Here is a 20924-nt window from a genome sequence, read left to right as displayed (position 1 = left end):
ATTTGATGTTCGCATCGCGTGTGGAAAACTGTAAATATGGTCGTGATAATTACAACGGAGCCGTCATGAGCGTAAAAACCGCCCAATACCAAAATAAAGTCTATGGATCGGGATCGACCCCGAAAGTGACGCTATTTTTGGCGTTCTACAATAACGTGGAGTTCTTTAAAAAAGTTTTTGCATCCATCGAAGTCCAGTCTTTCCGTGATTTTGAGTTGGTGATCTGTGATGACGGATCCCACGATGCCGCGGTGAACGACTTGCGTGACTTGTATGAAAACTCTGATGTTCGCGTTTTGCATCTTTGGCACGAAGACCGTGGTTTTTATAAAAATGAAATGCTCAACCGTGGCGTCTTAAAATCCCGCGGGGAGTATCTGGTTTTTGTCGATGCGGATTGTGTTTTACATCCCGACTTTTTACAGGATCATTGGAACAACCGCCAAGAGGGGCACACGTTGGCTGGACGCCGTGTGGATTTAACTCCCAAGGTTGCAGCTGGCCTTACAGTTGAAAGAATCAAATCTCACTATTTACAGCGCAACTGGTGGTGGATTGCTCCAACAATGGTTTGGATGAAAGACAACAACGCGATCAAAGGTTTCAGAATCACTTCACAGTGGCTCTATAAAAAATTAAATCGCAAGTCCCGTGGTCTGGTGGGATGTAATTTCTCGGTCGCAAAATCAGATCTGATCAAAGTAAATGGCTTTGATATGACTTATTATAAACCCGGCATCGGAGAGGACTCGGATATTGACTTCAGGCTTTCGGGAATTGGTGTGACACCGATTCCGATGATTCATCAGGCGATTCAGTATCACTTGTATCACAAGCTTCAGGCCCGCTCTCAAGTGAATGAGGCAAAGTTCGTGGCCTTGAAAGAATCGAAAAAATACATTACTGATTGCGGATTGGAACAACTAAAAAGCCAGAGTTAAATCTGGCTTTTTAATTAATGTTTTATCAAAACACTTAAGGTCTCGCGAATCGTCCACCACACGCGCATTTTCGATTCGCTCATCTTTTGATCATAACGAAGAATAAACGGAACTTCACAGCACAGGGCCTTCTTGTCAGCACAAGCGATCAGAAGCTCTACCATACACGCAAAACTACGTTTTCTAAATTTATAATCTTTAAGCTTTTGAAATAGCGGTGCTTTGTATAGACGGAATCCGCAGGAATAGTCATGAACATTGGTGATACGGCCTGCCAGTCTAAAGAGGTAAGACATTCCTAAAGAAAGCAACTGTCGGTGAAACGGAACACCTTCAACGATGCTGCCCACTTGAAAACGTGACGCAATCACCAGGTCGTATCCTAAATCAATCTTTTCGATCATCGGTAAAAAGAATTCTGCCGGGTGAGAGTTGTCGCCATCTAAAATGCCAATGGCAAAAAGATTTTCAGAATTCAAGGTGCCCGCATCACTCAGACTGGTTTCAAGAACTCCGACCAAACCTTTGTTCTGGGGATGGTGAATGGCACGCGCAAAGGAATACTTGCTGCAAACGGCATCGATTTTTTCAGGCGTGGTATCGCGGCTGGCGTCGTTGATCCAGACAACTTGCAACTGCAAAGAATTTTTTTGCAGACGCTCATGAAGAGTCGCAAAAGTGTTTGCCATCGGTTCGATGGCTTCTTCTTCGTTATAACAAGGAACATATACTAACAGCTGCTTCATCTTATTTCTCAAATACTTTTCTTATTACTTAACTGATTATCGGCTAAAAGAATTCACCGGATCCCCCGGTGCTCTTCGTTGCAAGCGTTCCAAGGTGCAAACGCTTTTATGCATGTAAAGCGAATAAGCCTGGTTAGTTAAACATAGTTGAAATTCATTAGCAAGAAACGGGAAAGTGTCAGCTTTGGTGGAACTCGAGACTAAAACTGCTTCGTCAGTCTGAATTCCGTCTAACAACTTTTCTGCCACATGAATTGTGGGAACAAGATCCAAGTACCAAGCAGCATAGGAAGTTAATCCCTCCCACGAGTGTTGATCATCAGGGATTTCAACAACACGGACTTTTTTAATTTCAGGGAATTCCTTCATCGAAGCGGCCATCGCACGGACCTCGTTGTCATCGCCCATGTGAACTTTGATCGGCAGGACGGTCACCAAAAGGAATAGTCCGAGGCATAAGGCATACATTCCGCGAGCGACCTTTATGGCTTCAAGTCTCGTGATAAGTGTCGCGCACCCAGCACCGCCTAAGATAGCAATCCACGGGAAGGCCGGCAGCAAGTAATGACTGTATTCCTTGTTCGTGAAGCCATAGATCAAACTGTGAATAAGAATTTCAGCGACACATAAAACTGTGAATAGACGCACACCTGAAACTGAGTTTTTGCGATTTTTGAACGCCGCGAAGACGCCTACGAACATCGCAAAAAACACAATGTGTGAACGTTCCATCAGGTCGCGAAGATACCACAATTTGTTGGATCCTTCGCCGTACACGCGTTGCATTTGAGCTGCATTCATCTCGCGACGTTGAAGATACCATGAGAAGAATTCGCGCTGGTGCTCCATGAAAAAGAGTCCATCAAATAGCGCAACGGGAGCAAGGCTTGTTGCAGCCAAGATCAATAATTCCACAAATTTCAACCGAGAAGCCAGGACGTAAATCGCAATTGGTAATAGCCCCATCGCAGCCAATCCCTTGGCTAACAGCGCACAAGAAAACAACAGACCGCTCAATGCCAGCATCAACTTCGATCGGTTTTCTTTAAAAACTTCAAAGCAAGCAAGGCCCGACATCATGAAACCAATCATGCCCATGTCTAACCAGCCAGAGCTTGTATAGTTCATGAAGGTATTTGTCAGAAGCAGTCCTAAAACCGTAAAGACGCCAGCCTTTTCGCCGAAATATTTTTTCGCTAGAAAAAAGCTACTGAAAATAGCGGTGATACCAAGAATTCCAGATGGAAGGCGTAAAATTTGGGCAGATATTCCAAACAATTTAAAACACAGTGCCTGAATCCAGATAATCAAAGGAGGGTGATCAACGAACGGATCAAAGACCCCGGGGCCCAAGTGAAAATTAAACAAGGATTGTCCGCGCACGATATTGGCTGCGAAGGCCCCATATGTCGTGGAGCTAAGGCCGATACCAGGCTCCCAGAACTTAAAGAACACCGCTAACGTAGCAATGAATAAGATCAATTTGTTTAATTCTGAAATTTTCTTTAGCTGCATTACAACGCACGATATGTACAATTGTTTAGGTTTGCAAGGCAATTTCCCTGGAGCAGAGAACTGAGAAACTTAAGGCGGAGGAGATGGGCACTGTGCGCCATTGCTCTAAGTGATATTCAAACAGAGATCAGGATGAAGACCGTCCTGATCTCTCTTAGACATCAAAACTAGAATCTAAATCTTGCGCCAGCGCCAATATCAAGATCTGCATCCACTTTCGGAGACACATCCAAAATCAAAGCCGCCTCAGCAAAGAACTCAACCTTAGGATCTGCCCACATATAAGTCATACCCACAGGTGCGCGAGGACCAAAAGCCACATCGCCATCGTATTTGCCATCGTTGATAAAGATCACACGAGCACCGATACCCAAGTAAAGGTTCATTGGACCTTCCTTGGCCATTTCCCAAGACTGAAACTTATCAAACAAAAAAGTTGAATGAAGTTGCAATCCACGGAATGTGCCGCCAGATGCGCCTAGAAAAGCATCAACTGAATTTTGATCATTCAAAGACATGCGACCGGAAAAACCGATTGGGTCACCAATCATGGCTCCCAATGCGTATTCTGCACGGGCATAAGAAGTCGAAAATAGAGAAGCAGTCAAAAGAAGACCTGCGATAATTTTGTTGCTCATGGTGTAAACCCTCCGCGATAAATTCTGGAGGGCCAGTCCGCGATTGTCAATTAATCGTGTCCAGGATTTTACCTAAGACTACATTGCTTAATTCATCGGCAATTTTCTGATTTTTAGATTCAGTGTAGCAACGGAATTCCGGAGCGTTCCCCGAGGGACGCAAATGTATGACGTCTCCGTTATCTGTCGTCATTCTGAGTCCATCCAGAGTGTTGATCGATTGAACCTTTGCCGCGGGCACAACGCCTTGAATGAAGGTCGCTGGATCCTCTTTCGCCATGTTAATGATCTTTTGGCTCATTTCAGGCGGGCAGTTTTTTGCCAGCACGCTGGAAGTAAAGCGGGGAGGAAGTTTCGCGACGACATCAGAAACTTTGCAATTATTTTTCTTAGCTGCCGCGAGAATTGTCAAAGCCGGCAATACCGAGTCGCGGGTTGGTAACGGCTTCACTTCTGAAGCCAGAGTCATTGGAGAAGAAAGAATGTATCCTCCGTTTGCCTCAAAACCCGCCACAGACTTAAATTCTGAACCCAGATTATTCAAGGCCTCCACAACATAGGGGGAGCCAATTTTGGTAAATACGACTTTCTTAAATTTAGAAATTTGCGAAACCCCAGAATTACAGCTGATCGGAAGCGCAATCGCTTCGACACCCAGAAACTCGGAGCAAATAATTCCCAACTTATCACCTTGAACCAGATCGCCGTTATTATCAATCACCAAAGGACGATCACCATCTCCATCCGTGCTAATTAAAGCATCTGCTTGATGTTCCTCGATCCACTTTTTAAATAGATCCAAAGATTCCACCGCCTCAGTATCGACGGGAATAAATTTATCACTTCTTCCAATGCGAACGACTGTGGCCCCTAGTTTTTCAAGGATGACTCCGATGAATTCACGGGCCGCAGAAGAATGCTCATAAAAAAGAACTTTTAAACCTTGGAGTGAAACATTCGCAAATGATTCGACATAACGTTTGATGAAGATGTCTTTGGCAACCTCAGCGCATTCTTCGCGGGCTGAATTGATAGGGGAAACAAAAGCACCGTGGCTATCAAAAAGTTCCTGTTTATAGTTTTCTTTTTTCAGGCCTTCATAAATTGCAAAAATCTTTTCATCATCTTGCTTCAGAGTTTCCCCAGAGGTCAGATAAAATTTGATCCCATTGCGATCTGCAGGAATGTGACTTCCGGTAATCATGACTGCAAGAGACTTTTTCTCAGTCGAAAAATAGGCCAGGGCCGGGGTCGGCAGAACTCCGCAATATTGAACAACCTTGTTCTGATCAGTAATACATTTTTGAACGGCGCTAAGAATTTTAGGACTGCTTTCGCGCAAATCCATTCCCAAAGCTACGGTTGAAGAAGGTGTGGTTGAGTCCGCATGCTTTAAAAAAGCACATGTTAGTAAGTACGCCTCTCTATCAGTAAATTCCGTAACCAATCCACGAACGCCACTTGTCCCAAATTTCAACGCCATAAAATCCTCAACAGGGGATGATTGAATCAAAGGATTTGTGGATTGTCTTGTCGAGGTGCGTTCAAAGAAGTCCGCACCCCAATATGCCACCCAACACCTGTCTAAAAACTCGACATCCACTCAAAAACTCCCCAGACCCACCAATCTTCCCTAGAATCACCCTGAAAGCAGGAGTAGAATAGACGTCTACTCTCCAGTCCGAGGAGACCAACAAAAAAGGACATTTCAGCAATGAGAATCTATTCAGATATCACGAAAACGATCGGAAAAACGCCTCTAGTTCAAATGCAGCGCCTGGGTAAAGATCTACCGGGAAAACTTCTTTTAAAACTTGAATTCTTCAATCCCCTAGCTTCAGTGAAAGATCGTATTGGTCTGGCGATGATCGAAAGCGCCGAACTGCAGGGCAAGCTAAAAAAAGGCATGGAGATCATTGAACCCACAAGCGGTAATACCGGCATCGCATTGGCCTTTGTCGCGGCAGCAAAAGGTTACTCCATCACACTGACAATGCCCGAAACAATGTCCCAGGAACGCAGAACTCTGCTTCTGATTTTGGGAGCAAAAATCATCCTTACGCCAGGTCCTTTGGGAATGAAAGGCGCCATCGCAAAGGCCATGGAACTTCATGAAGCCAACAAAAATTCCTGGATGGCAGGTCAATTCGACAACCCAGCAAATCCTGCTATCCACGCAGAAACGACTGCTTTGGAAATCTGGCAAGACACTGATGGACAAGTCGATATGGTCATCAGCGGAGTTGGAACTTCCGGAACCATCACTGGTGTAGGCAAAGTTTTAAAAGCAAAAAAACCAAGTGTAAAAATGATCGCGGTGGAGCCAGCGGAAAGCCCTGTCTTGTCAGGCGGAAAACCGGGTCCTCATAAAATCCAAGGTTTGGGAGCAGGTTTCATTCCCTCTGTGATGGATCGCTCTGTAGTCGACGGAATTGAACAAGTCTCTTCCGAAGAGTCCATGAAGATGGCTCGTGAAGTGATCAAGACAGAGGGCATTCCTGTTGGTATCTCATCCGGTGCGGCGATTCTAGCTGGCCTTCGTCAGGCAGCTAAAGAAGAAAACCGTGGTAAGAATATCGTCGTCATCGTTCCAAGTACAACGGAACGCTATCTTTCAACATTGCTTGCAGAACAAGAGCGCACGGAATCTCAAGCTTTGAAAGTTCACGAAGTCGATGAAAAGTATCTGGCGAGAGTAAAATAAGGAGTCTATGGTTCCTTTTAAAATTCCAGACATGGAAAAAGTTTTAATGAAGATCGGGGAGGCGGGCCAGCTGCTTGCTCCCACATCTGAATTAAACATCTTTGTCTGGAATGTTTATAAGGGCCAAGGGGCTAAGATTTTTGAAAACGATTTTCGCAAACACGGGAGTGGTAAAGACTTTATCATGCTCCAAGAAGCCCTCGTCGATAACAAGATGCCACTGCTTTGGACAAAGGATTTCTCAACCTATGAGTGGCACCTCGCTCAAAGTTTTCACTATAAGAAAAATCAAAACAGCACCGGTGTCGCCATCGGTTCGAAATACACACCCAGCGCCGTTGATTTTATTCGCTCCAGTTCCCGAGAGTTTTTCTGGCTGACACCCAAACTTACACTTTTTAGTGAATATGATTTCGAAGGTAAAAAAGTCCTAGTCGTCTGCACCCATGTTTTAAATTTTGTAACCACAGGTGCATTTACGACGTCCCTCTATGAAATCGCCGAGCGCATCGCAAAATTCGAAGGCCCTGTTGTGCTTGCGGGCGACTTTAATACCTGGAATGTAAAACGCCATCTGATCATGAAAAGTATTTTTAGAGACTTAGGATTAGAACATATCGATCTGGAAAATGACGGAAGGCTGCTAAAGTTAGACCACGTCTTTGTCAGAGGATTTGATGTCTTAAAGGCAGAAGTGCACAGCTCCGTCATAAGCTCCGATCACTTCCCCTTAGAGATTAAATTAAAACTTTAAGCGCGACTAAAAAACTTCTTTAAAGTCATGCGCGAAGCCGACGCCATTTCACCAGCCACCACCGCGCCAAAGACCCACAGTAACCCTGCTTCAAACGAAATCCCACGGGCCAGCATAGCGAACACACCCAGCGACAATAAAGCCACAGAGCCAATCGTTAAAACACGAGAGCGCATTAATACCAGCCACTCGTCATACTTCAAAAGCACGCGAGCCATCAAGAATGTCACTGCCAAATAAAAGGCCCCACAAAAAGTCTGACAGAAAGCCGGGGAGATCTTCATAAAGACATCCATTAAGCCTTCGCCTGAAAAAAACAAACGCGTCCCAAATTGAGGACAGGCCATCAGCGTAAAGAAAGAACTCACCAAGTGAATGCCACCAAGCTTCATCGCCACCGAAGATTTTCTCGGCGCCGTCGCTGAAATTTCTGAACGAATTTTATTTAAGACAAAAGAAGAACCCGCAGTTTCACCTGCATCGCTTTTAAAAGACTCAAAATCATTTTTAATGTCTTTCATTGTTATTTCTCCTTAGAGCTTTCAAAGCGCGGCTGACTAATTGGCGGATATTGCTGTTAGAAGTTTTCATACGTCGAGCCATCTCTTCATATTCCAACTCATCCAGATATCGCAGTCGCAAAGCTTCCTGTTCCCGGGGCCCGAGCTCCTTGAGCAGAACTGCAGCTTCTTCCTCACGTTCCACACTAGGAACGGACTCATCGATTTGTGACATTTTATCGTCCCACTCGAGGTGGTTTTTAATTTCGCGATTTCTGTAGTCTTTTAGCTCACTTCGGGTGATGACATAGATCCAGGCCAGGGCCTGATGTTTGGGATCATAGAGGTGTTTTTTGCGAAAGATCTGCATAAAGACGATTTGTAAAACGTCGTCGGCCCGTTCTGCACTGAGCCCACGCTTCTTGATATAAGATAAAACGCGCCCTGAATGTCTCGAATAGAGATAATCCAACGCCTTTGTTTCCCCCTCGGCCAGGGAGATTAAAAGTTCTTCGTCTGTTTGGTCTTCCAACTTTTTTTCAATCACTTTGTCACAATGCCTCTGCCCTCATCCTAATAGCGTATGAAGGAACAAACAAGTATGAAGATGCTAACGTTATTTTTGATACTCATCGCAAGTCTTAGTCTGGAAGTGCAAGCTCATCCTGTTTCGTATCAAGGGGCGACGTCGTTGATGTCTTATAATAAGCCCGGAGAAAATGAATTGCTACTGACATATTCGTTTCAGTCTTATCTCGCTGGCGGTCTGTATTATTTGAAAGTTGATGATGTGAATTACACCTTGCCGCGAATTAACTATCTCGCCAAACGCTGGAATAACGAAGACTCCCAAGGGAACATTTATCTGAGCGCAGGGTATGGAGCCGAGAACTCTTACGAACAAAAAAAAGGTGTGGGGTATGCATCCGTCGATCTCGATTGGGAGTCTCGTAAATATTATACAGCTGCTTCCTATGGAAGATTCTTGCGCGATCATTCTGAACCCCAGCTAAGACCCGATTTTGAAATGATCAAGGTGCGAGCAGGTGTTGCGCCTTATTTGGCAGAATATAACGACATCAACGCCTGGTTCATTCTTCAGGCCGATAAACAGAATGACACAGGCGTGGAGCTGACTCAGTTCATTCGACTTTTCTATCGCAATGTCTTGGTGGAATTGGGTGCGGGCTTTAACGGAAATTGGGCATTTAACTATATGGTGCATTTTTAAGGGAGAATTTATGAAGTCTTTGGCCTTTGCTTTATCACTGATATTTTCGACAGCAGCTTTTGCAGCAGAAACAGAAACGGTTGGAGTTAAAGGAATGGTGTGCTCCTTCTGTGCTCAGGGAATTACTAAAAAATTTCAAGAGCAACCGGAAGTTTCCAAAGTGGAAGTAAGTTTAGAGAAAAAATTCGTGAAGCTCACGTACAATGAAGGAAAAAAACTTTCCCACGAAAAAATTGAAACACTATTAAAGGATGCGGGCTATGAAGTCAGCTTCGACAAAAAATAGTTTTATAACTTATTTAACTTTATTTAGTTCGGCAGGAACGCTGGTTTGTTGTGCGCTCCCTGCGTTGTTTGTAAGTCTTGGATTGGGAGCGGTGCTTGCTGGAGTGGCCACAAAAGTGCCCGGCCTCATTTGGATTTCTGAACACAAAACAGAAGTGTTCATTTTTGCAGCACTCATGCTTGCCGCGAACGGGTTGTTGATGTGGTTTAACCGCAATGCCCCCTGTCCCATCGATCCTGTTTTAAGAGATGCCTGCATAACGGGCAGAAAGTTCTCATCTCGAGTTTACGCGATCTCCGTGATCATATTTTTGATCGGAGCCTTCTTCGCTTTCATCGCACCCCTTCTCTAAAGGGAAAAGGTACGGACACACTTTCTCCAGTTTATGGAGAAAGTGTGTCCGTACCTTTTCCTCCGGCGCGACCTTTTCTTAACGCAGTGAGCCTCAAAAAGCGAATCCGCCAAACTCACTTCGTTGACTGGATGCAATGTTTTGATTATCCCTAAGTCTTCGTAATTTAAACGAGAAATCAAACATGGAGTGCAACAATGTTTAGTAATAACTTGCTAATGTCTCCAGCGATCGCTGGGGTTATTGGTTTGGTGTTGGCAGTAGTTCTGTACCTTCGCGTGAAGGCACAACCGACTGGCAATGAAACTATGAATCGCATCGCGGGCTACGTTCGTGAAGGCGCGATGGCTTTCCTTGTACGTGAGTACAAGGTTCTTTTTGTCTACGCAATCGTCGTAGGCTTGGTTCTTTGGTACGCTCTAGGCGCGATCGCAGCGGGATCATTTATCCTGGGTGCTTTCTTGTCTTTGCTTGCTGGATTCTTTGGTATGAAAGCTGCGACTTACGCAAACGTTCGCACAACTCAAGCAGCAGCAACTGGTTCTAAACCAGCAGCTCTTCTTGTGGCTTTGGACGGCGGCGCTGTTATGGGTCTTTCCGTAGCAGGTCTTGCATTGATCGGTTTGGGCGTTATCTACATGATGTTCAAAGATCAAACTGACATCGTTGGTACAATTCTTCATTCATTTGCTGTGGGCGCTTCTTCTATCGCACTTTTCGCGCGTATCGGTGGTGGTATCTACACTAAAGCGGCTGACGTAGGTGCAGACATCGCTGGTAAAGTCGTAGAGAACATTCCTGAAGATGACCCTCGTAACCCAGGCGTTATCGCCGACAACGTTGGTGACAACGTGGGTGACGTTGCTGGTATGGGCGCAGATATCTATGAGTCCATGGTTGCAGCAATCGTTTCTGCGATGGCCATCGCATTGACAATCCCTGCTGAAGGCTTGGGTAAACTTTTGACTGATTCTACAGATGCAGCTGTTGTTCGCGGCGCTGGTGTAGCGTTGCCTCTAGTTCTTTCTGGTCTTGGTATGATTATCTCTATCGTTGTGATCTTCTTGGCTCGCGCGTTTAAAAACGGCAAGCCAGCGACAGTTCTTCGCAATGCTTTGATCATTCCGCCAATCTTGTTGACGATCGCAGCAGCAATCGTTCTTCCAATGTTCGGTATCTCTCAATCAGTAACTGTTGCTTTGGCAGCAGGTGCGTTCGGTGGTGCTTTGATTGGTCTTATCACTGAGTACTACACAGCTCACCGTCCAATCCGTCTAGTTGCAGAAGCCGCTTTGACTGGTGCAGGTACTGGTGTGATCCGTGGTTTGGCAGTAGGTATGGAATCAACTGCTATCCCAATGTTGATCGTTGTGGCTGCAGCTTACATCGCTGACCACGCTTTGGGTCTATATGGTATTGCTATCGCAGCAGTTGGTATGTTGGCTGGTACTGCAGTTGTAATGACTGTAGATGCTTACGGACCTATCGCCGATAATGCGGGTGGTATCTCTGAAATGTCAGGTCTTGGTAAAAACGTTCGTGACATCACTGACGAATTGGATGCTGTTGGTAACACAACTGCAGCAATCGGTAAGGGGTTCGCGATCGGTTCTGCGATCCTAACAGTTCTTGCTCTATTCTCTGCATTCAACATGGAAGTGAACCACATCCGTTTGCAAAAAGGTTTGCAAGCAATGTCTTTGGATCTTACTTCTTCTGGCGTTTTGATCGGTATCTTGATCGGTTCCATCCTTCCGTTCCTAGTTGGTTCAACAACTATGACTGCGGTTGGTAAAGCGGCTCAAAAAATCGTTCTTGAAATTGCTCGTCAGTTCAAGGAAATCCCAGGTCTTCGTGAAGGTAAAGCGGAACCACAACCAGCTAAAATCGTAGACATCGCGACTCAAGCAGCGTTGTTCGAAATGATCTTGCCAGGTATGATCGCGATCCTTGCTCCAGTAGCAGTGGGCTTCATCTTGGGTCCTCAAGCTCTAGCAGGTCTTCTTGCGGGTGGTTTGGCTGTGGGTGCAACTTTGTCTCTGTACATGGCGAATGCTGGTGGTGCATGGGATAACGCTAAGAAATTCATCGAAAAAGGTGGATTGCCAGGTCATCCTAAAGGTTCTGACGCTCACAAAGCGGCAGTTGTTGGTGACACTGTAGGTGACCCGTTCAAAGATACTTCTGGTCCTGGTATCGCGATCTTGATCAAAGTTATGTCTGTCGTATCTTTGTTGATCGCTCAATTGATCGCTACTATCTAGTCGCGATCTTCTGACCGAAAAAGAATAAAAAAGGAGCCCCTCGAGGCTCCTTTTTTTATTGTCGAATGCTAATGTTACATAACGGTTGAGTGTGATTTATCTGATGTTAGTAAGCAAAAAAATCCATGCCATTTAACGGGCTCTAGCTTTTAGCCGTTAAAACCCAGATCCCGACGAGAATAAATAAAGTCCCTGAAACGTATTTCATGATCTGCGGATTTAACATTTGTCCAAGATAGCGTCCAAAAATCACGCCCAAAGCGCCGGCTAAACCAAGAGCCAATACCACCGCGATTAAAACCGTCATAGTCGATTTCGTCTGGCTGGACGCAGCGAGTGCTGCAAACTGTGTCTTATCGCCCATCTCTGCCAAAAAAATAGTGATGAAAGTGCTCGCAAAAATCTTCCAATCCATAGCCGGTCCTTTAGAATATATTTCAAGTTCTAGTATTTTATGAATTAGGATGAAAGGAAGGCAAGATTGAAAAGTGAGTTTATTGCCGCCATGGATCTTTTGCAGGAAGAGGCAGGACATGGTGACCTCTCTTTAAAAAAAGTATTCAGCCTTCTGGGTGAAGAAGGTCACGGCATGATTTTACTCGTACTTTGCTTGCCGTATCTGTTTCCCATTCCCGTGCCAGGTCTTTCGACAATCTCAGGTGGGTTGATCATCCTTGTTTCTTTTTTTCTTTTCCTAAGAAAACCACCGTGGCTTCCACGCCGGTGGGAAAATGTTAAAATTTCTGCGCACACGATTTTAAGAATCAGCAACCATGCCGAAAAAGTATGGACCTATGTCGCTAAGATCGTAAAAAAGCGCATGCCGTTTTTCCATGATGCCCATTTCTTTCGTCTGTTGAATTTCTTGGTTCTTGCCGTGAATGCGGTTTTGCTTGCCCTTCCTTTGCCGATTCCTTTTTCCAACACCGTGCCAGCTATTGCCATCGTCCTGTGTGCAATCGGTTACCTTGAAAAGGACGGACTTTTCACACTGTTTAGTTATGCCTGGTGTGGGGTGGTGGTCAGTTTTTTCAGCTCTCTCGTCATTGGAGCCAAGCACCTGTTTTAGTGCAGAGATCATTTGCATTCATAATATCACCAGCTATGATTTATATGTTCAATCAACAGGAGGATATGAATGAAATCGATGATCGCACTTTGTGCTTTCGCTATGACGGCTACCTTTGCAACAGTGTCTTTTGCGCAGACACCTGAAACAGCGGCGCCAACGACGACGCCTTCGCCATCTGAACCCGCATCAGGGGCTATCAAGACGGGGCCTTGTGCAAAGGATATGGATCTTTTGTGTCCAGGTGTGACTCCAGGCAAAGACATGCACAAGTGCATGAAAGACAATCGCAAAAAAGTTTCCAAAGAATGTAAAGCCAAAATGGCAGACATGAAAAAAGCCATGAAAGGTGTTCACGAAGCCTGCCATGAAGACGCAGAGAAGTTCTGCGGTGATGTGAAGCCAGGCAAAGGTGCAATGATGACTTGTATGAAGGATCACAAAGATGAATTGAATCAAGCCTGCAAAGACAAAATCGAAAACATGAAAGCTAAGCACAAAAAATAATTAAAAAGCCGGGGAGACCCGGCTTTTTTTATGACTTAAAACTGCTGCTTTAAAAACTCGCGATGCAGTTCTTTATCCTGATAAGTGTCTTCCGCATTTTTCAAATCTTGTTCAGAATAACCGCTTTCAATTCGCAGAACCGTAATTTTCCTGTCTTCCATTGTAAAAACACCGCGCCAGGTTCGGTAAGCAATCACGAAATCCATTTCATTCAACGCCTTCACGCGTTTCTTTTTTGAATTGGTGGGTTCAAATTCCAACTGATGCTGGAAAAACCCCCGTAAGTTTTCTAAACCCTTTGCCTCCAAATAGACCAAGGCTTTTTCAGCACTGACGGAAAATTCAACCTCATGCTTTTCCGCATCGTTTAGCCATTCCGGTTCAACTCCTGGGAAAGCATCCGCATATGCAACATAAGGTTTGATATCCAGAATCGGGGAGCCGTCCAAGATATCAGCGCCAGCGACTTCAATTTTCAATTTATCAATCGAAACCATATCGACACAGCTCATGCCCACAGGGTTAGGGCGGTAAGGGGAGCGAGTGGCGAAAACTCCAATCTTAGTACTACGCCCGCGAGGAGGCAGCACCATAGGGTTCCAGTGGTTATTCCGATGGAAAGTAAAGATCACCCAGATTTTTTTGCAGCCATCCAGACCTTCAAGGGCCTGTTCAAAATTTTGGCCGGGCAATAACTCAATGACACCATTTGCATGGTGAGCATCCGGCTGTCTGCCAGCTTCATATGGATGCACTTGTGAGCTTTTAAAATGCCCAATGGGAGTCAGTTCTATTTTCTCGCTCGCCATTGCCTCATCCATTCAAAGCCCGCCACGGCCGCCGTTACACCCACATTTAAAGAGTTCTTACGCCCACGAAGTGGAATCACGCGAACTTCATCAATCACTTTCAAAATTTCCGGATCCAGCCCAAAGCGTTCATTACCTAAAATAAAGGCAGTGGGTTCCGTCTCAAAAGATTCATATAAATCCGAAGCCGAAGCTGCGGTTTCAAGTGCTACCAGACGATAACCATCTTCTTTCAAAGTTTCCAGGCAGTCCATCAAATGAGCATGCTCTTCCCATTCCATGTACTCTTGAGTTCCCATGGCCGTCTTTTCAACTTTCCACTGCGTCGGATTTGGAGTGTATCCGCAAAGTAAAACTCTCTCTGCCCCCAGACACTCGGCAGTGCGAAAGATGGAACCCACGTTAAAGGCTGAACGAATATTGTCTAAGACAAATACTAACGGCAGCGATTCCTGTGGAGTCGCCATTTTATCATTTTCTATAATAAGGAACTCATCATCCTGTAAGTTACGATGCAAAACTCGCTCAAAGGGAATTCCATAAGCGATGAAATGTTTTAAAGTCATTTTACCGTGCAGATGCGCTTCCGAACCGGCCAGACGGCTGACATCGCTATTTTCGCTGGCCGCCAAGGCCGCGATTTTTTTCTTAAGCTCAGAAAGTTTCGCACCATCAAAAGAAAAATCCCCCGAGGATTTTTCAAGCTCCAGAAAAAGCCTGTGAATTTCATCGAGGGATTTTTTATCTTGAGCAGAAAGGCTCATTATTTCACTCTTTGGCCGACCTGAGCGCCATCATCCGGGGAAAGCATGAACAAATCGCTTCCACCAGTTCCCGCTGCCAAGACCATGCCTTCAGACATACCAAATTTCATCTTACGAGGTTTCAAATTCACGCACACCAAAAGTTTGCGACCAATCAGTTGCTCAGCTTTGTAAGCGGCTTTAATGCCGGAAATGATCTGACGAATCTCGCCACCACCGATATCAATTTTCAATTTCAAAAGTTTATCAGCCTCTTTGATTTCTTCGGCTTCAACAACCAGACCTACGCGAAGCTCCACTTTTTCAAAATCAGCAAATTCAATTTCCCCAGGCTTCGTATCGCCAGCAGGGGCCCCAACTTTCTTATCTCCACCAGTCGCCGCCGCAGCAGGAGCTGTTGAAGCCGCTTTCTTAGCAGCTTGAATCTCTTCATTGATCTTACGACTTTCCTCAACCATCGCTTTCACTTTATCAGCTTCCACGCGAGTTGCTAAATGCTCGTAATCACCAATCTCACGATTCGTAAGAACAGTGTTTACGTCATTCCAAACGTAATCTTTTTCACCTAAAAGCTTTGCCACTTTTTCTGTGTAATACGGAAGAACTGGTTTCAAATAAATCGCAAGCATTCTGAAAACATTCAAAGTCGTCGTGATCACTTGTTTTGTGCCCACTGGATCTGTGTCCAATGTTTTCCACGGAGCTTTTTCATCAAAGTACTTGTTAGCATCATCAGCCAAGGTACGAATCTCAGCCAAAGCCTTCGCAAAATCACGCGCCTCATAATGGCCAGCAATCACTTCTGATTTCCCTTGAGCATGAGAGATCAGCTTTTGCCCCTCAGCATCCGGAGTGCTCATTTTGCCGTCCATTTTCTTTTTCAGCATCTGGCCACCACGAGAACCCAAGTTTGTGATCTTACCCACAAGCTCAGAATTTACACGGTTTACGAACTCTTCCAAATTCAAATCAATATCGTCTACAGAACTATTTAATTTCGTAGAGTAATAGAAGCGCAGATACTCGGGATTCAAGTGATTCAAATAAGTACGAGCCGCGATAAATGTCCCTTTGGATTTAGACATTTTCTCGCCATTCACCATCAAGTGACCATGAACGAAAACTTGATTTGGAGATCGGAAATCAGCAGCCTTCAAAAAAGCTGGCCAGAAAATAGTATGGAAGCGAGCGATGTCTTTACCGATAAAATGATAAATTTCGCGCGCCGGATCCTGCCAGATATCTTTCAAAGTCTTACCATTGTTCTTAGCCCAGATTTCCGTCGTGGACATATACCCCATTGGAGCATCCACCCAAACATAGAAAAACTTTTTGCCATCAGTGCCTGGAATAGGAAAACCAAAGTATGGTTCATCACGAGAGATATCCAAGTCATGAAGGTCCTCATTAAACCACTCCAGCATTTTTTTAGCGATATCGGGAGCCGAGTGTTTTGGAATCCACTCCGCCAAATAATCTTTAAAATCATTCAGCTTAAAGAAAATACTCTCAGAGCCTTTTAGCACCGGAGCCGTTCCACACATAGAACAGTGCACATCTTTCATGTCGCTCGGGGAATAAGTCGAAGCACACACATCACAGGAATCACCATATTGCTCTTTAGCGCCGCACTTAGGGCATGTGCCCTTCACGAAACGATCTGGCAAAAACATTTTATCGTGATTGCAGTAAAGTTGTTGAATGGCTTGCGTGCGCGTGTGGCCGCCTTCAACGAATTTACCATAGAACTGCTCAATCAAAGCTTTGTTCTCTGGAGCGTTGGTGGAACCATAATGCGAGAACTTCACTTGGAAGTCTGCAAAGTCCGCCGTGTGTTCTTTAAAGGAATTAGCGATCAATTGCTCGGGCGTGATACCCAGCTCGCGGGCTTTAACCATGATCGGAGTTCCGTGGGTGTCATCCGCGCAAATAAAGACGCATTCATTCCCGCGCATGTTTTGAAAGCGTGCCCAAAAGTCAGCTTGCAAGTACTCCACCAGGTGGCCCAAGTGAATGTAGCCGTTGGCGTAGGGAAGGGCACAGGTCATCAAAATTTTACGCGGGGAACTCATCAGTTAAACTCCATTTTTACTTATCCAGCTACTTGTCTTGCCACTCCACCTTACCGGTTTCGAGATGGTAAAGGGCTCTAGCAATTTTTACCTCACCAGAGGCTACAGCGTCACGCAAGATTTGAGATCGAGCCAAAAGATCGTGAGCCACACCATTGACGTTTGCAGTGGATTCCTCAACGACGCCCTCACTAGGTTTTTTGCTCGCATACTGTTGCAAATGAGGCTTTAAATCCGCCACCAAGCCATTTAATGCAGGGCTACCAAGATCGGCTCCATCCAATGACGCTAGAGCCGCCCTAACGGCTCCACAGGAGCTATGCCCCATCACGACGATCAGATTGGACCCCAAGTGATCCACTGCGTATTCAATGCTTCCAATGACGTTGTCGTCCAAAGCTTCGCCCGCTGTACGTACGACAAAGATTTCGCCCAGTTTTTGATCAAATAAAACTTCAGGAGGCACGCGGGAGTCGCTGCAGGACAGAACTACCGCGTGGGGTTTTTGACCTAATACCAAACGGGCACGGTCTTTTGCAGAAGCTCCATCTTTACGGAAACTCCCTTTAACGAAACGAGTATTCCCGTTTTTTAACCATCCCAAAGACTTCTCCGCAGAAACTGGACCAGCTTCGCGGGCCTTGTGATCGGCGGGGACTTGATGGTGGTCACTGTGATCGTGTTCATCATGAGGGGGTTTCGTAATGGCTTTAGCAGTCGGTGTCGTGGCACTCGCTTCTGGAGTTCTCTGTTTTTGTTTTGCAGTCTCCGCTGCCACGGCATCACGCAACTCTTGCGCGCGAACTTTGTCGGCGGCAGTTGCATTGTCTTCAGCCGGGGACGTAATGGGAGGAGTCTCAGTCTGATTCAAAGAGCGCCGCCCCTGAAAGGCCGAGCACGCGGACAAAGTCATAGCAACCAGTAAAAGAGTCACACGAAAAAACATTGAATCCTCCCTGAATGGTAATCCTATTCTCCAAACCGTTGCTTAAGATCGTCAAACTAAAAAACAAAAAACTTGCCAGAGTGAAAAGCACTTCTGAGAATAGTGAAAGCACCTTTAAGGAGTCGATTCTATGTCAGTTGCCTTACTTACCGCCGAACAAGCCCGAGCAAAGCTTGCGGAAAAAAACTATCCCGCGCAACAGACGTATCTTGCGATGTACTCAACATGGTGGGATGGCATTGTGACAGAGCCGGGAATGATGGTGGTTCCTATCGACGATCATCTGGTTCATCGCGGTGATGGCGTGTTTGAGGCCATCAAGGTCGTAAATGGTCGAGTCTTTTTATTCGACGAACATTTGCGTCGTTTAGAAAACTCCGCAAAGCTCATCGGCATTAGCTTACCTATGCCGCTCGAAAAAATGAAATCCATCATTGCGCAGACCATGACTGCCGCTGGTGTGAAAGACGCTCTATTAAGACTTTATATCTCTCGCGGTCCCGGTGGCTTCACTACGAATCCCTACGACTCGGTCAGCTCGCAGATGTATCTAGTGGTAACGACTCTTAAGCTTTTACCCGCAGAAAAATATCAACAAGGTGTCATCATCGGAAAAAGCTTGGTCCCACCGAAAGATCCAACACTCGCAAGAATCAAATCCTGCAATTATCTTCCGAACGTTTTAATGAAAAAAGAAAGCGTGGACCGGGGTCTTGATTTTACGATCAACGTCGACGAGCACGGAAATTTTCTCGAGGGGAGTACGGAAAACATCGTCATCCTGGATCGCGATGGCGTGTTAGTGCGCCCACCACTGCATCAAATTTTAAAAGGAACAACAATGATCCGCACCTTTGCACTTGCAGAAAAATTAGTGAAAACCGGAAAAATTGCTGGAATTAAAGAGCGAAATTTTACTGAAGCCGATGTAAGGTCAGCCAAAGAAGTAATGATGATCGGAACAACCCTCGATGTTTTGCCAGTCACAACGTATGAGGGGGTTAAAATCGGATCTGGCGTTCAAGGCCCGATTGCCAAGGAGCTCAATGAACTCTTGCGTGAAGAAATGAAAAACGCGGTCCTGATATAAAAAAAGCTCCGGCATCCCCGGAGCTTCTTAAATTCAACTCTAAATAAAAACTAAACTTCCAGTTGGATTTTATCCAACAGTTCAGGATCGGAAAGCACGGCCTCACCACCCATCGCAATCGCGGTCAGTGGATTCTCAGCCACGCGAACAGACAAGCGAACTTCGTTTTGAATGCGCAGATCAAAATCACGAATCAAGGCGCCACCACCGGCCAAAACAACACCGCGTTCGATAATATCAGATACCAGTTCCGGTGGAGTGTGTTCCAAAGCTTTGTGAATTGCATTGATAACTTCTTGAATACAAGAGTTCATCGCAAGTCCCACATCTTCAGAGCTTACTTCGATCGTTTTATTCATACCTGTATCAGCATCGCGACCCGTGATCGTCGCCATCTTGATATCTTTTTTTGGAACCGCAGTTCCGATAGTGACTTTCAGATATTCCGCCGTTTGATCGTTGATGTGCAATTTTTTGTAGCGTTTGAAGTAATCAATAATCGCATCATCGATTTTGTGACCACCGACTCGAGCCGCTTCACAGTAAACGATATCAGCCAGGGCAATAACAGCCACTTCCGTCGTACCGCCACCCATATCGATGATCATATTGCCTTCAGCAGATTTAACATTCAGGCCGGATCCAATAGCCGCAGCCATCGGTTCGTCGATCAAAAATACCTCTTTGGCACCCGCCGCTTTACATGATTCAATAACAGCTTTCTTTTCAACTTCAGTCACACCGTAAGGCAATGAAACGACAATGCGCGGGCGAGAAAATGCTGATTTTACACCCGGCTGGCTAAGGAAATGTTTAAGCATTACTTCCGTCGTTTCAAAGTCAGCGATGACTCCGTCGCGAATCGGTTTTTGTGCAAAGATATTCCCTGGATTGTTGCTCAATTTTTCTTTCGCATCGGTTCCAACGGCGATCACGCGTTTGCGGCCGGGGCTTGTCTGTTGGTAAGCAATCAAAGAAGGTTCGTTCAGGATAATTCCTTTGCCGCGAGCCGCGATCAAAGTATTCGCAGTTCCCAAATCTACGTAAAGGTCTGCAGCAGTACCGGCTTCGTCTTTAAACAACCATGAAAACATACTATCTACCGAATCCTTTGCTCGTCTCGAACGGGAAAGTCGCGAAAATGCTGATGTAAGTGTAAGACTTGTTCAAGTCTACACCGAGCTCTGCACCCAACGTCATTGTGTCTTTTAACTCCGGGTGATGCCACTCTGTGCCCACTGCCAGATTTGTGGCCACGTAATTATCTTCTTTCGTGTTCAGGTAAGTGAATGGAATCGCCAGATAAGGAACAGTCAATCCATATTCTGTATCAAACTTTTTGCTCACAAGGGGAGCGACCTGAAGTTGTACAACGTTGTCATCTTTTTCTCTAGCAATGCCGGCACCAAAGCGAAGGCCCATTGCTGGTTGGTTCGCCACATCTGGGAACGGAACCCATTTCACACTTGCAAAAGCATTAAAGTCGATTGAGCCGCCACCCAAAGTTAGGCGCCCACTTGTGGAATCGTTAAACCCTGTTTCCGCAAAGATATTAAAATTTGCGCCGCTTTCTCGGTTTGTCAAAATTTGTGGTTCAACCCCGAATTGGAAAAGGTTTGAAGGAAGAACTTCAGCCGATTCAATGATGCTCAAGTAAGCATGCGCGGTGGAGGATAAAAAGAGACAGAAAACGAAGTATTTAGCAAATTTCATCAAGAAAGACCTTTCACTCAAAA

General features: G+C 45.4%; 23 protein-coding genes. 10 read left to right on the top strand and 13 right to left on the bottom strand.

The genetic code is table 11. The features are described 5' to 3' along the window. Positions 1–5 precede the first annotated feature (5 nt). The gene (locus tag ACLSU7_RS03280) at positions 6–941 is read left to right on the top strand and encodes a glycosyltransferase (RefSeq protein ID WP_413294125.1); all 936 of its coding nucleotides are present in this window, start codon (positions 6–8) and stop codon (positions 939–941) included. 14 nt (positions 942–955) lie between these two features. Here ACLSU7_RS03280 and ACLSU7_RS03275 read toward each other — a convergent pair whose 3' ends face one another. The 4 genes from ACLSU7_RS03275 to ACLSU7_RS03260 all read right to left on the bottom strand — a co-directional run bounded on the left by ACLSU7_RS03275 (position 956) and on the right by ACLSU7_RS03260 (position 5323). After that, positions 956–1687, bottom strand: coding sequence for a glycosyltransferase family 2 protein (locus ACLSU7_RS03275; protein WP_413294124.1), 732 nt, complete (start codon positions 1685–1687; stop codon positions 956–958). A 36-nt stretch (positions 1688–1723) separates the two neighbouring features. Further along, complete coding sequence (locus tag ACLSU7_RS03270; protein WP_413294123.1) at positions 1724–3202, bottom strand: ArnT family glycosyltransferase; 1479 nt, start codon at positions 3200–3202, stop codon at positions 1724–1726. A 167-nt stretch (positions 3203–3369) separates the two neighbouring features. Then, positions 3370–3840 (bottom strand): hypothetical protein, encoded by a 471-nt coding sequence (locus ACLSU7_RS03265; protein ID WP_413294122.1) that lies wholly within the window; start codon positions 3838–3840, stop codon positions 3370–3372. 46 nt (positions 3841–3886) lie between these two features. Beyond that, positions 3887–5323, bottom strand: coding sequence for a phosphomannomutase (locus ACLSU7_RS03260; RefSeq protein ID WP_413294121.1), 1437 nt, complete (start codon positions 5321–5323; stop codon positions 3887–3889). 231 nt (positions 5324–5554) lie between these two features. Here ACLSU7_RS03260 and cysK point away from each other — a divergent pair, with 231 nt between their 5' ends. After that, positions 5555–6544 carry a cysteine synthase A gene (cysK, locus tag ACLSU7_RS03255; protein ID WP_413294120.1) on the top strand — a complete coding sequence of 330 codons (990 nt, stop codon included), beginning with the start codon at positions 5555–5557 and terminating at the stop codon, positions 6542–6544. Positions 6545–6575: 31 nt separating this feature from the next. Further along, on the top strand, positions 6576–7298 hold the full coding sequence (locus ACLSU7_RS03250; protein ID WP_413294119.1) for an endonuclease/exonuclease/phosphatase family protein: 723 nt from the start codon (positions 6576–6578) through the stop codon (positions 7296–7298). Here the strand turns inward: ACLSU7_RS03250 and ACLSU7_RS03245 are convergent. Both ACLSU7_RS03245 and ACLSU7_RS03240 read right to left on the bottom strand, forming a co-directional pair. Next, positions 7295–7819 carry a hypothetical protein gene (locus ACLSU7_RS03245; protein WP_413294118.1) on the bottom strand — a complete coding sequence of 175 codons (525 nt, stop codon included), beginning with the start codon at positions 7817–7819 and terminating at the stop codon, positions 7295–7297. The genes ACLSU7_RS03250 and ACLSU7_RS03245 overlap by 4 nt on opposite strands. After that, complete coding sequence (locus tag ACLSU7_RS03240) at positions 7806–8345, bottom strand: RNA polymerase sigma factor (protein WP_413294117.1); 540 nt, start codon at positions 8343–8345, stop codon at positions 7806–7808. The genes ACLSU7_RS03245 and ACLSU7_RS03240 overlap by 14 nt, the downstream gene beginning before the upstream one ends. Before the next feature lie 54 nt (positions 8346–8399). Between ACLSU7_RS03240 and ACLSU7_RS03235 the strand changes: the two genes are divergently transcribed. The 4 genes from ACLSU7_RS03235 to ACLSU7_RS03220 all read left to right on the top strand — a co-directional run bounded on the left by ACLSU7_RS03235 (position 8400) and on the right by ACLSU7_RS03220 (position 11931). Further along, positions 8400–9029, top strand: coding sequence for a hypothetical protein (locus ACLSU7_RS03235; RefSeq protein ID WP_413294116.1), 630 nt, complete (start codon positions 8400–8402; stop codon positions 9027–9029). A gap of 10 nt (positions 9030–9039) precedes the next feature. Next, a complete protein-coding gene (locus tag ACLSU7_RS03230; protein WP_413294115.1) occupies positions 9040–9315 on the top strand; it encodes a heavy-metal-associated domain-containing protein in 276 nt (91 codons plus the stop codon). Next, the gene (locus ACLSU7_RS03225; protein WP_413294114.1) at positions 9290–9667 is read left to right on the top strand and encodes a hypothetical protein; all 378 of its coding nucleotides are present in this window, start codon (positions 9290–9292) and stop codon (positions 9665–9667) included. Before ACLSU7_RS03230 ends, ACLSU7_RS03225 begins: the two co-directional genes overlap by 26 nt. Positions 9668–9864: 197 nt before the next feature. Continuing rightward, positions 9865–11931 carry a sodium-translocating pyrophosphatase gene (locus tag ACLSU7_RS03220; RefSeq protein ID WP_413294113.1) on the top strand — a complete coding sequence of 689 codons (2067 nt, stop codon included), beginning with the start codon at positions 9865–9867 and terminating at the stop codon, positions 11929–11931. A gap of 142 nt (positions 11932–12073) precedes the next feature. Here ACLSU7_RS03220 and ACLSU7_RS03215 read toward each other — a convergent pair whose 3' ends face one another. Next, the gene (locus ACLSU7_RS03215; RefSeq protein WP_142700100.1) at positions 12074–12346 is read right to left on the bottom strand and encodes a TMEM165/GDT1 family protein; all 273 of its coding nucleotides are present in this window, start codon (positions 12344–12346) and stop codon (positions 12074–12076) included. A 66-nt stretch (positions 12347–12412) separates the two neighbouring features. Between ACLSU7_RS03215 and ACLSU7_RS03210 the strand changes: the two genes are divergently transcribed. Then, complete coding sequence (locus ACLSU7_RS03210; protein WP_413294112.1) at positions 12413–13000, top strand: exopolysaccharide biosynthesis protein; 588 nt, start codon at positions 12413–12415, stop codon at positions 12998–13000. Positions 13001–13069: 69 nt separating this feature from the next. Then, positions 13070–13507 carry a cysteine rich repeat-containing protein gene (locus tag ACLSU7_RS03205; RefSeq protein ID WP_413294111.1) on the top strand — a complete coding sequence of 146 codons (438 nt, stop codon included), beginning with the start codon at positions 13070–13072 and terminating at the stop codon, positions 13505–13507. Between the two features lie 35 nt (positions 13508–13542). Here the strand turns inward: ACLSU7_RS03205 and tsaA are convergent, their stop codons facing one another. The 4 genes from tsaA to ACLSU7_RS03185 are packed head-to-tail and all read right to left on the bottom strand — an operon-like array spanning position 13543 to position 18098. Then, positions 13543–14316, bottom strand: a complete 774-nt coding sequence (gene tsaA, locus ACLSU7_RS03200; RefSeq protein ID WP_413294110.1) for a tRNA (N6-threonylcarbamoyladenosine(37)-N6)-methyltransferase TrmO — start codon at positions 14314–14316, stop codon at positions 13543–13545. After that, the gene (locus ACLSU7_RS03195; protein ID WP_413294109.1) at positions 14298–15080 is read right to left on the bottom strand and encodes an RNA methyltransferase; all 783 of its coding nucleotides are present in this window, start codon (positions 15078–15080) and stop codon (positions 14298–14300) included. Before ACLSU7_RS03195 ends, tsaA begins: the two co-directional genes overlap by 19 nt. Further along, positions 15080–17152 carry a methionine--tRNA ligase gene (gene metG, locus ACLSU7_RS03190; RefSeq protein ID WP_413294108.1) on the bottom strand — a complete coding sequence of 691 codons (2073 nt, stop codon included), beginning with the start codon at positions 17150–17152 and terminating at the stop codon, positions 15080–15082. Before metG ends, ACLSU7_RS03195 begins: the two co-directional genes overlap by 1 nt. 28 nt (positions 17153–17180) lie before the next feature. After that, on the bottom strand, positions 17181–18098 hold the full coding sequence (locus ACLSU7_RS03185) for a carbonic anhydrase (protein ID WP_413294107.1): 918 nt from the start codon (positions 18096–18098) through the stop codon (positions 17181–17183). A gap of 130 nt (positions 18099–18228) precedes the next feature. Between ACLSU7_RS03185 and ACLSU7_RS03180 the strand changes: the two genes are divergently transcribed. Then, positions 18229–19188 carry an aminotransferase class IV gene (locus ACLSU7_RS03180; protein WP_413294106.1) on the top strand — a complete coding sequence of 320 codons (960 nt, stop codon included), beginning with the start codon at positions 18229–18231 and terminating at the stop codon, positions 19186–19188. 50 nt (positions 19189–19238) lie between these two features. Here ACLSU7_RS03180 and ACLSU7_RS03175 read toward each other — a convergent pair whose 3' ends face one another. Both ACLSU7_RS03175 and ACLSU7_RS03170 read right to left on the bottom strand, forming a co-directional pair. Next, positions 19239–20282, bottom strand: coding sequence for a rod shape-determining protein (locus ACLSU7_RS03175; protein ID WP_181607304.1), 1044 nt, complete (start codon positions 20280–20282; stop codon positions 19239–19241). Between the two features lies 1 nt (position 20283). Continuing rightward, complete coding sequence (locus tag ACLSU7_RS03170; protein WP_413294105.1) at positions 20284–20901, bottom strand: hypothetical protein; 618 nt, start codon at positions 20899–20901, stop codon at positions 20284–20286. Positions 20902–20924 lie beyond the last annotated feature (23 nt).

The organism is Bdellovibrio sp. HCB185ZH, from assembly GCF_047302455.1.
Lineage (GTDB): Bacteria > Bdellovibrionota > Bdellovibrionia > Bdellovibrionales > Bdellovibrionaceae > Bdellovibrio.
This window is presented reverse-complemented; position numbering and strand designations above follow the sequence as displayed.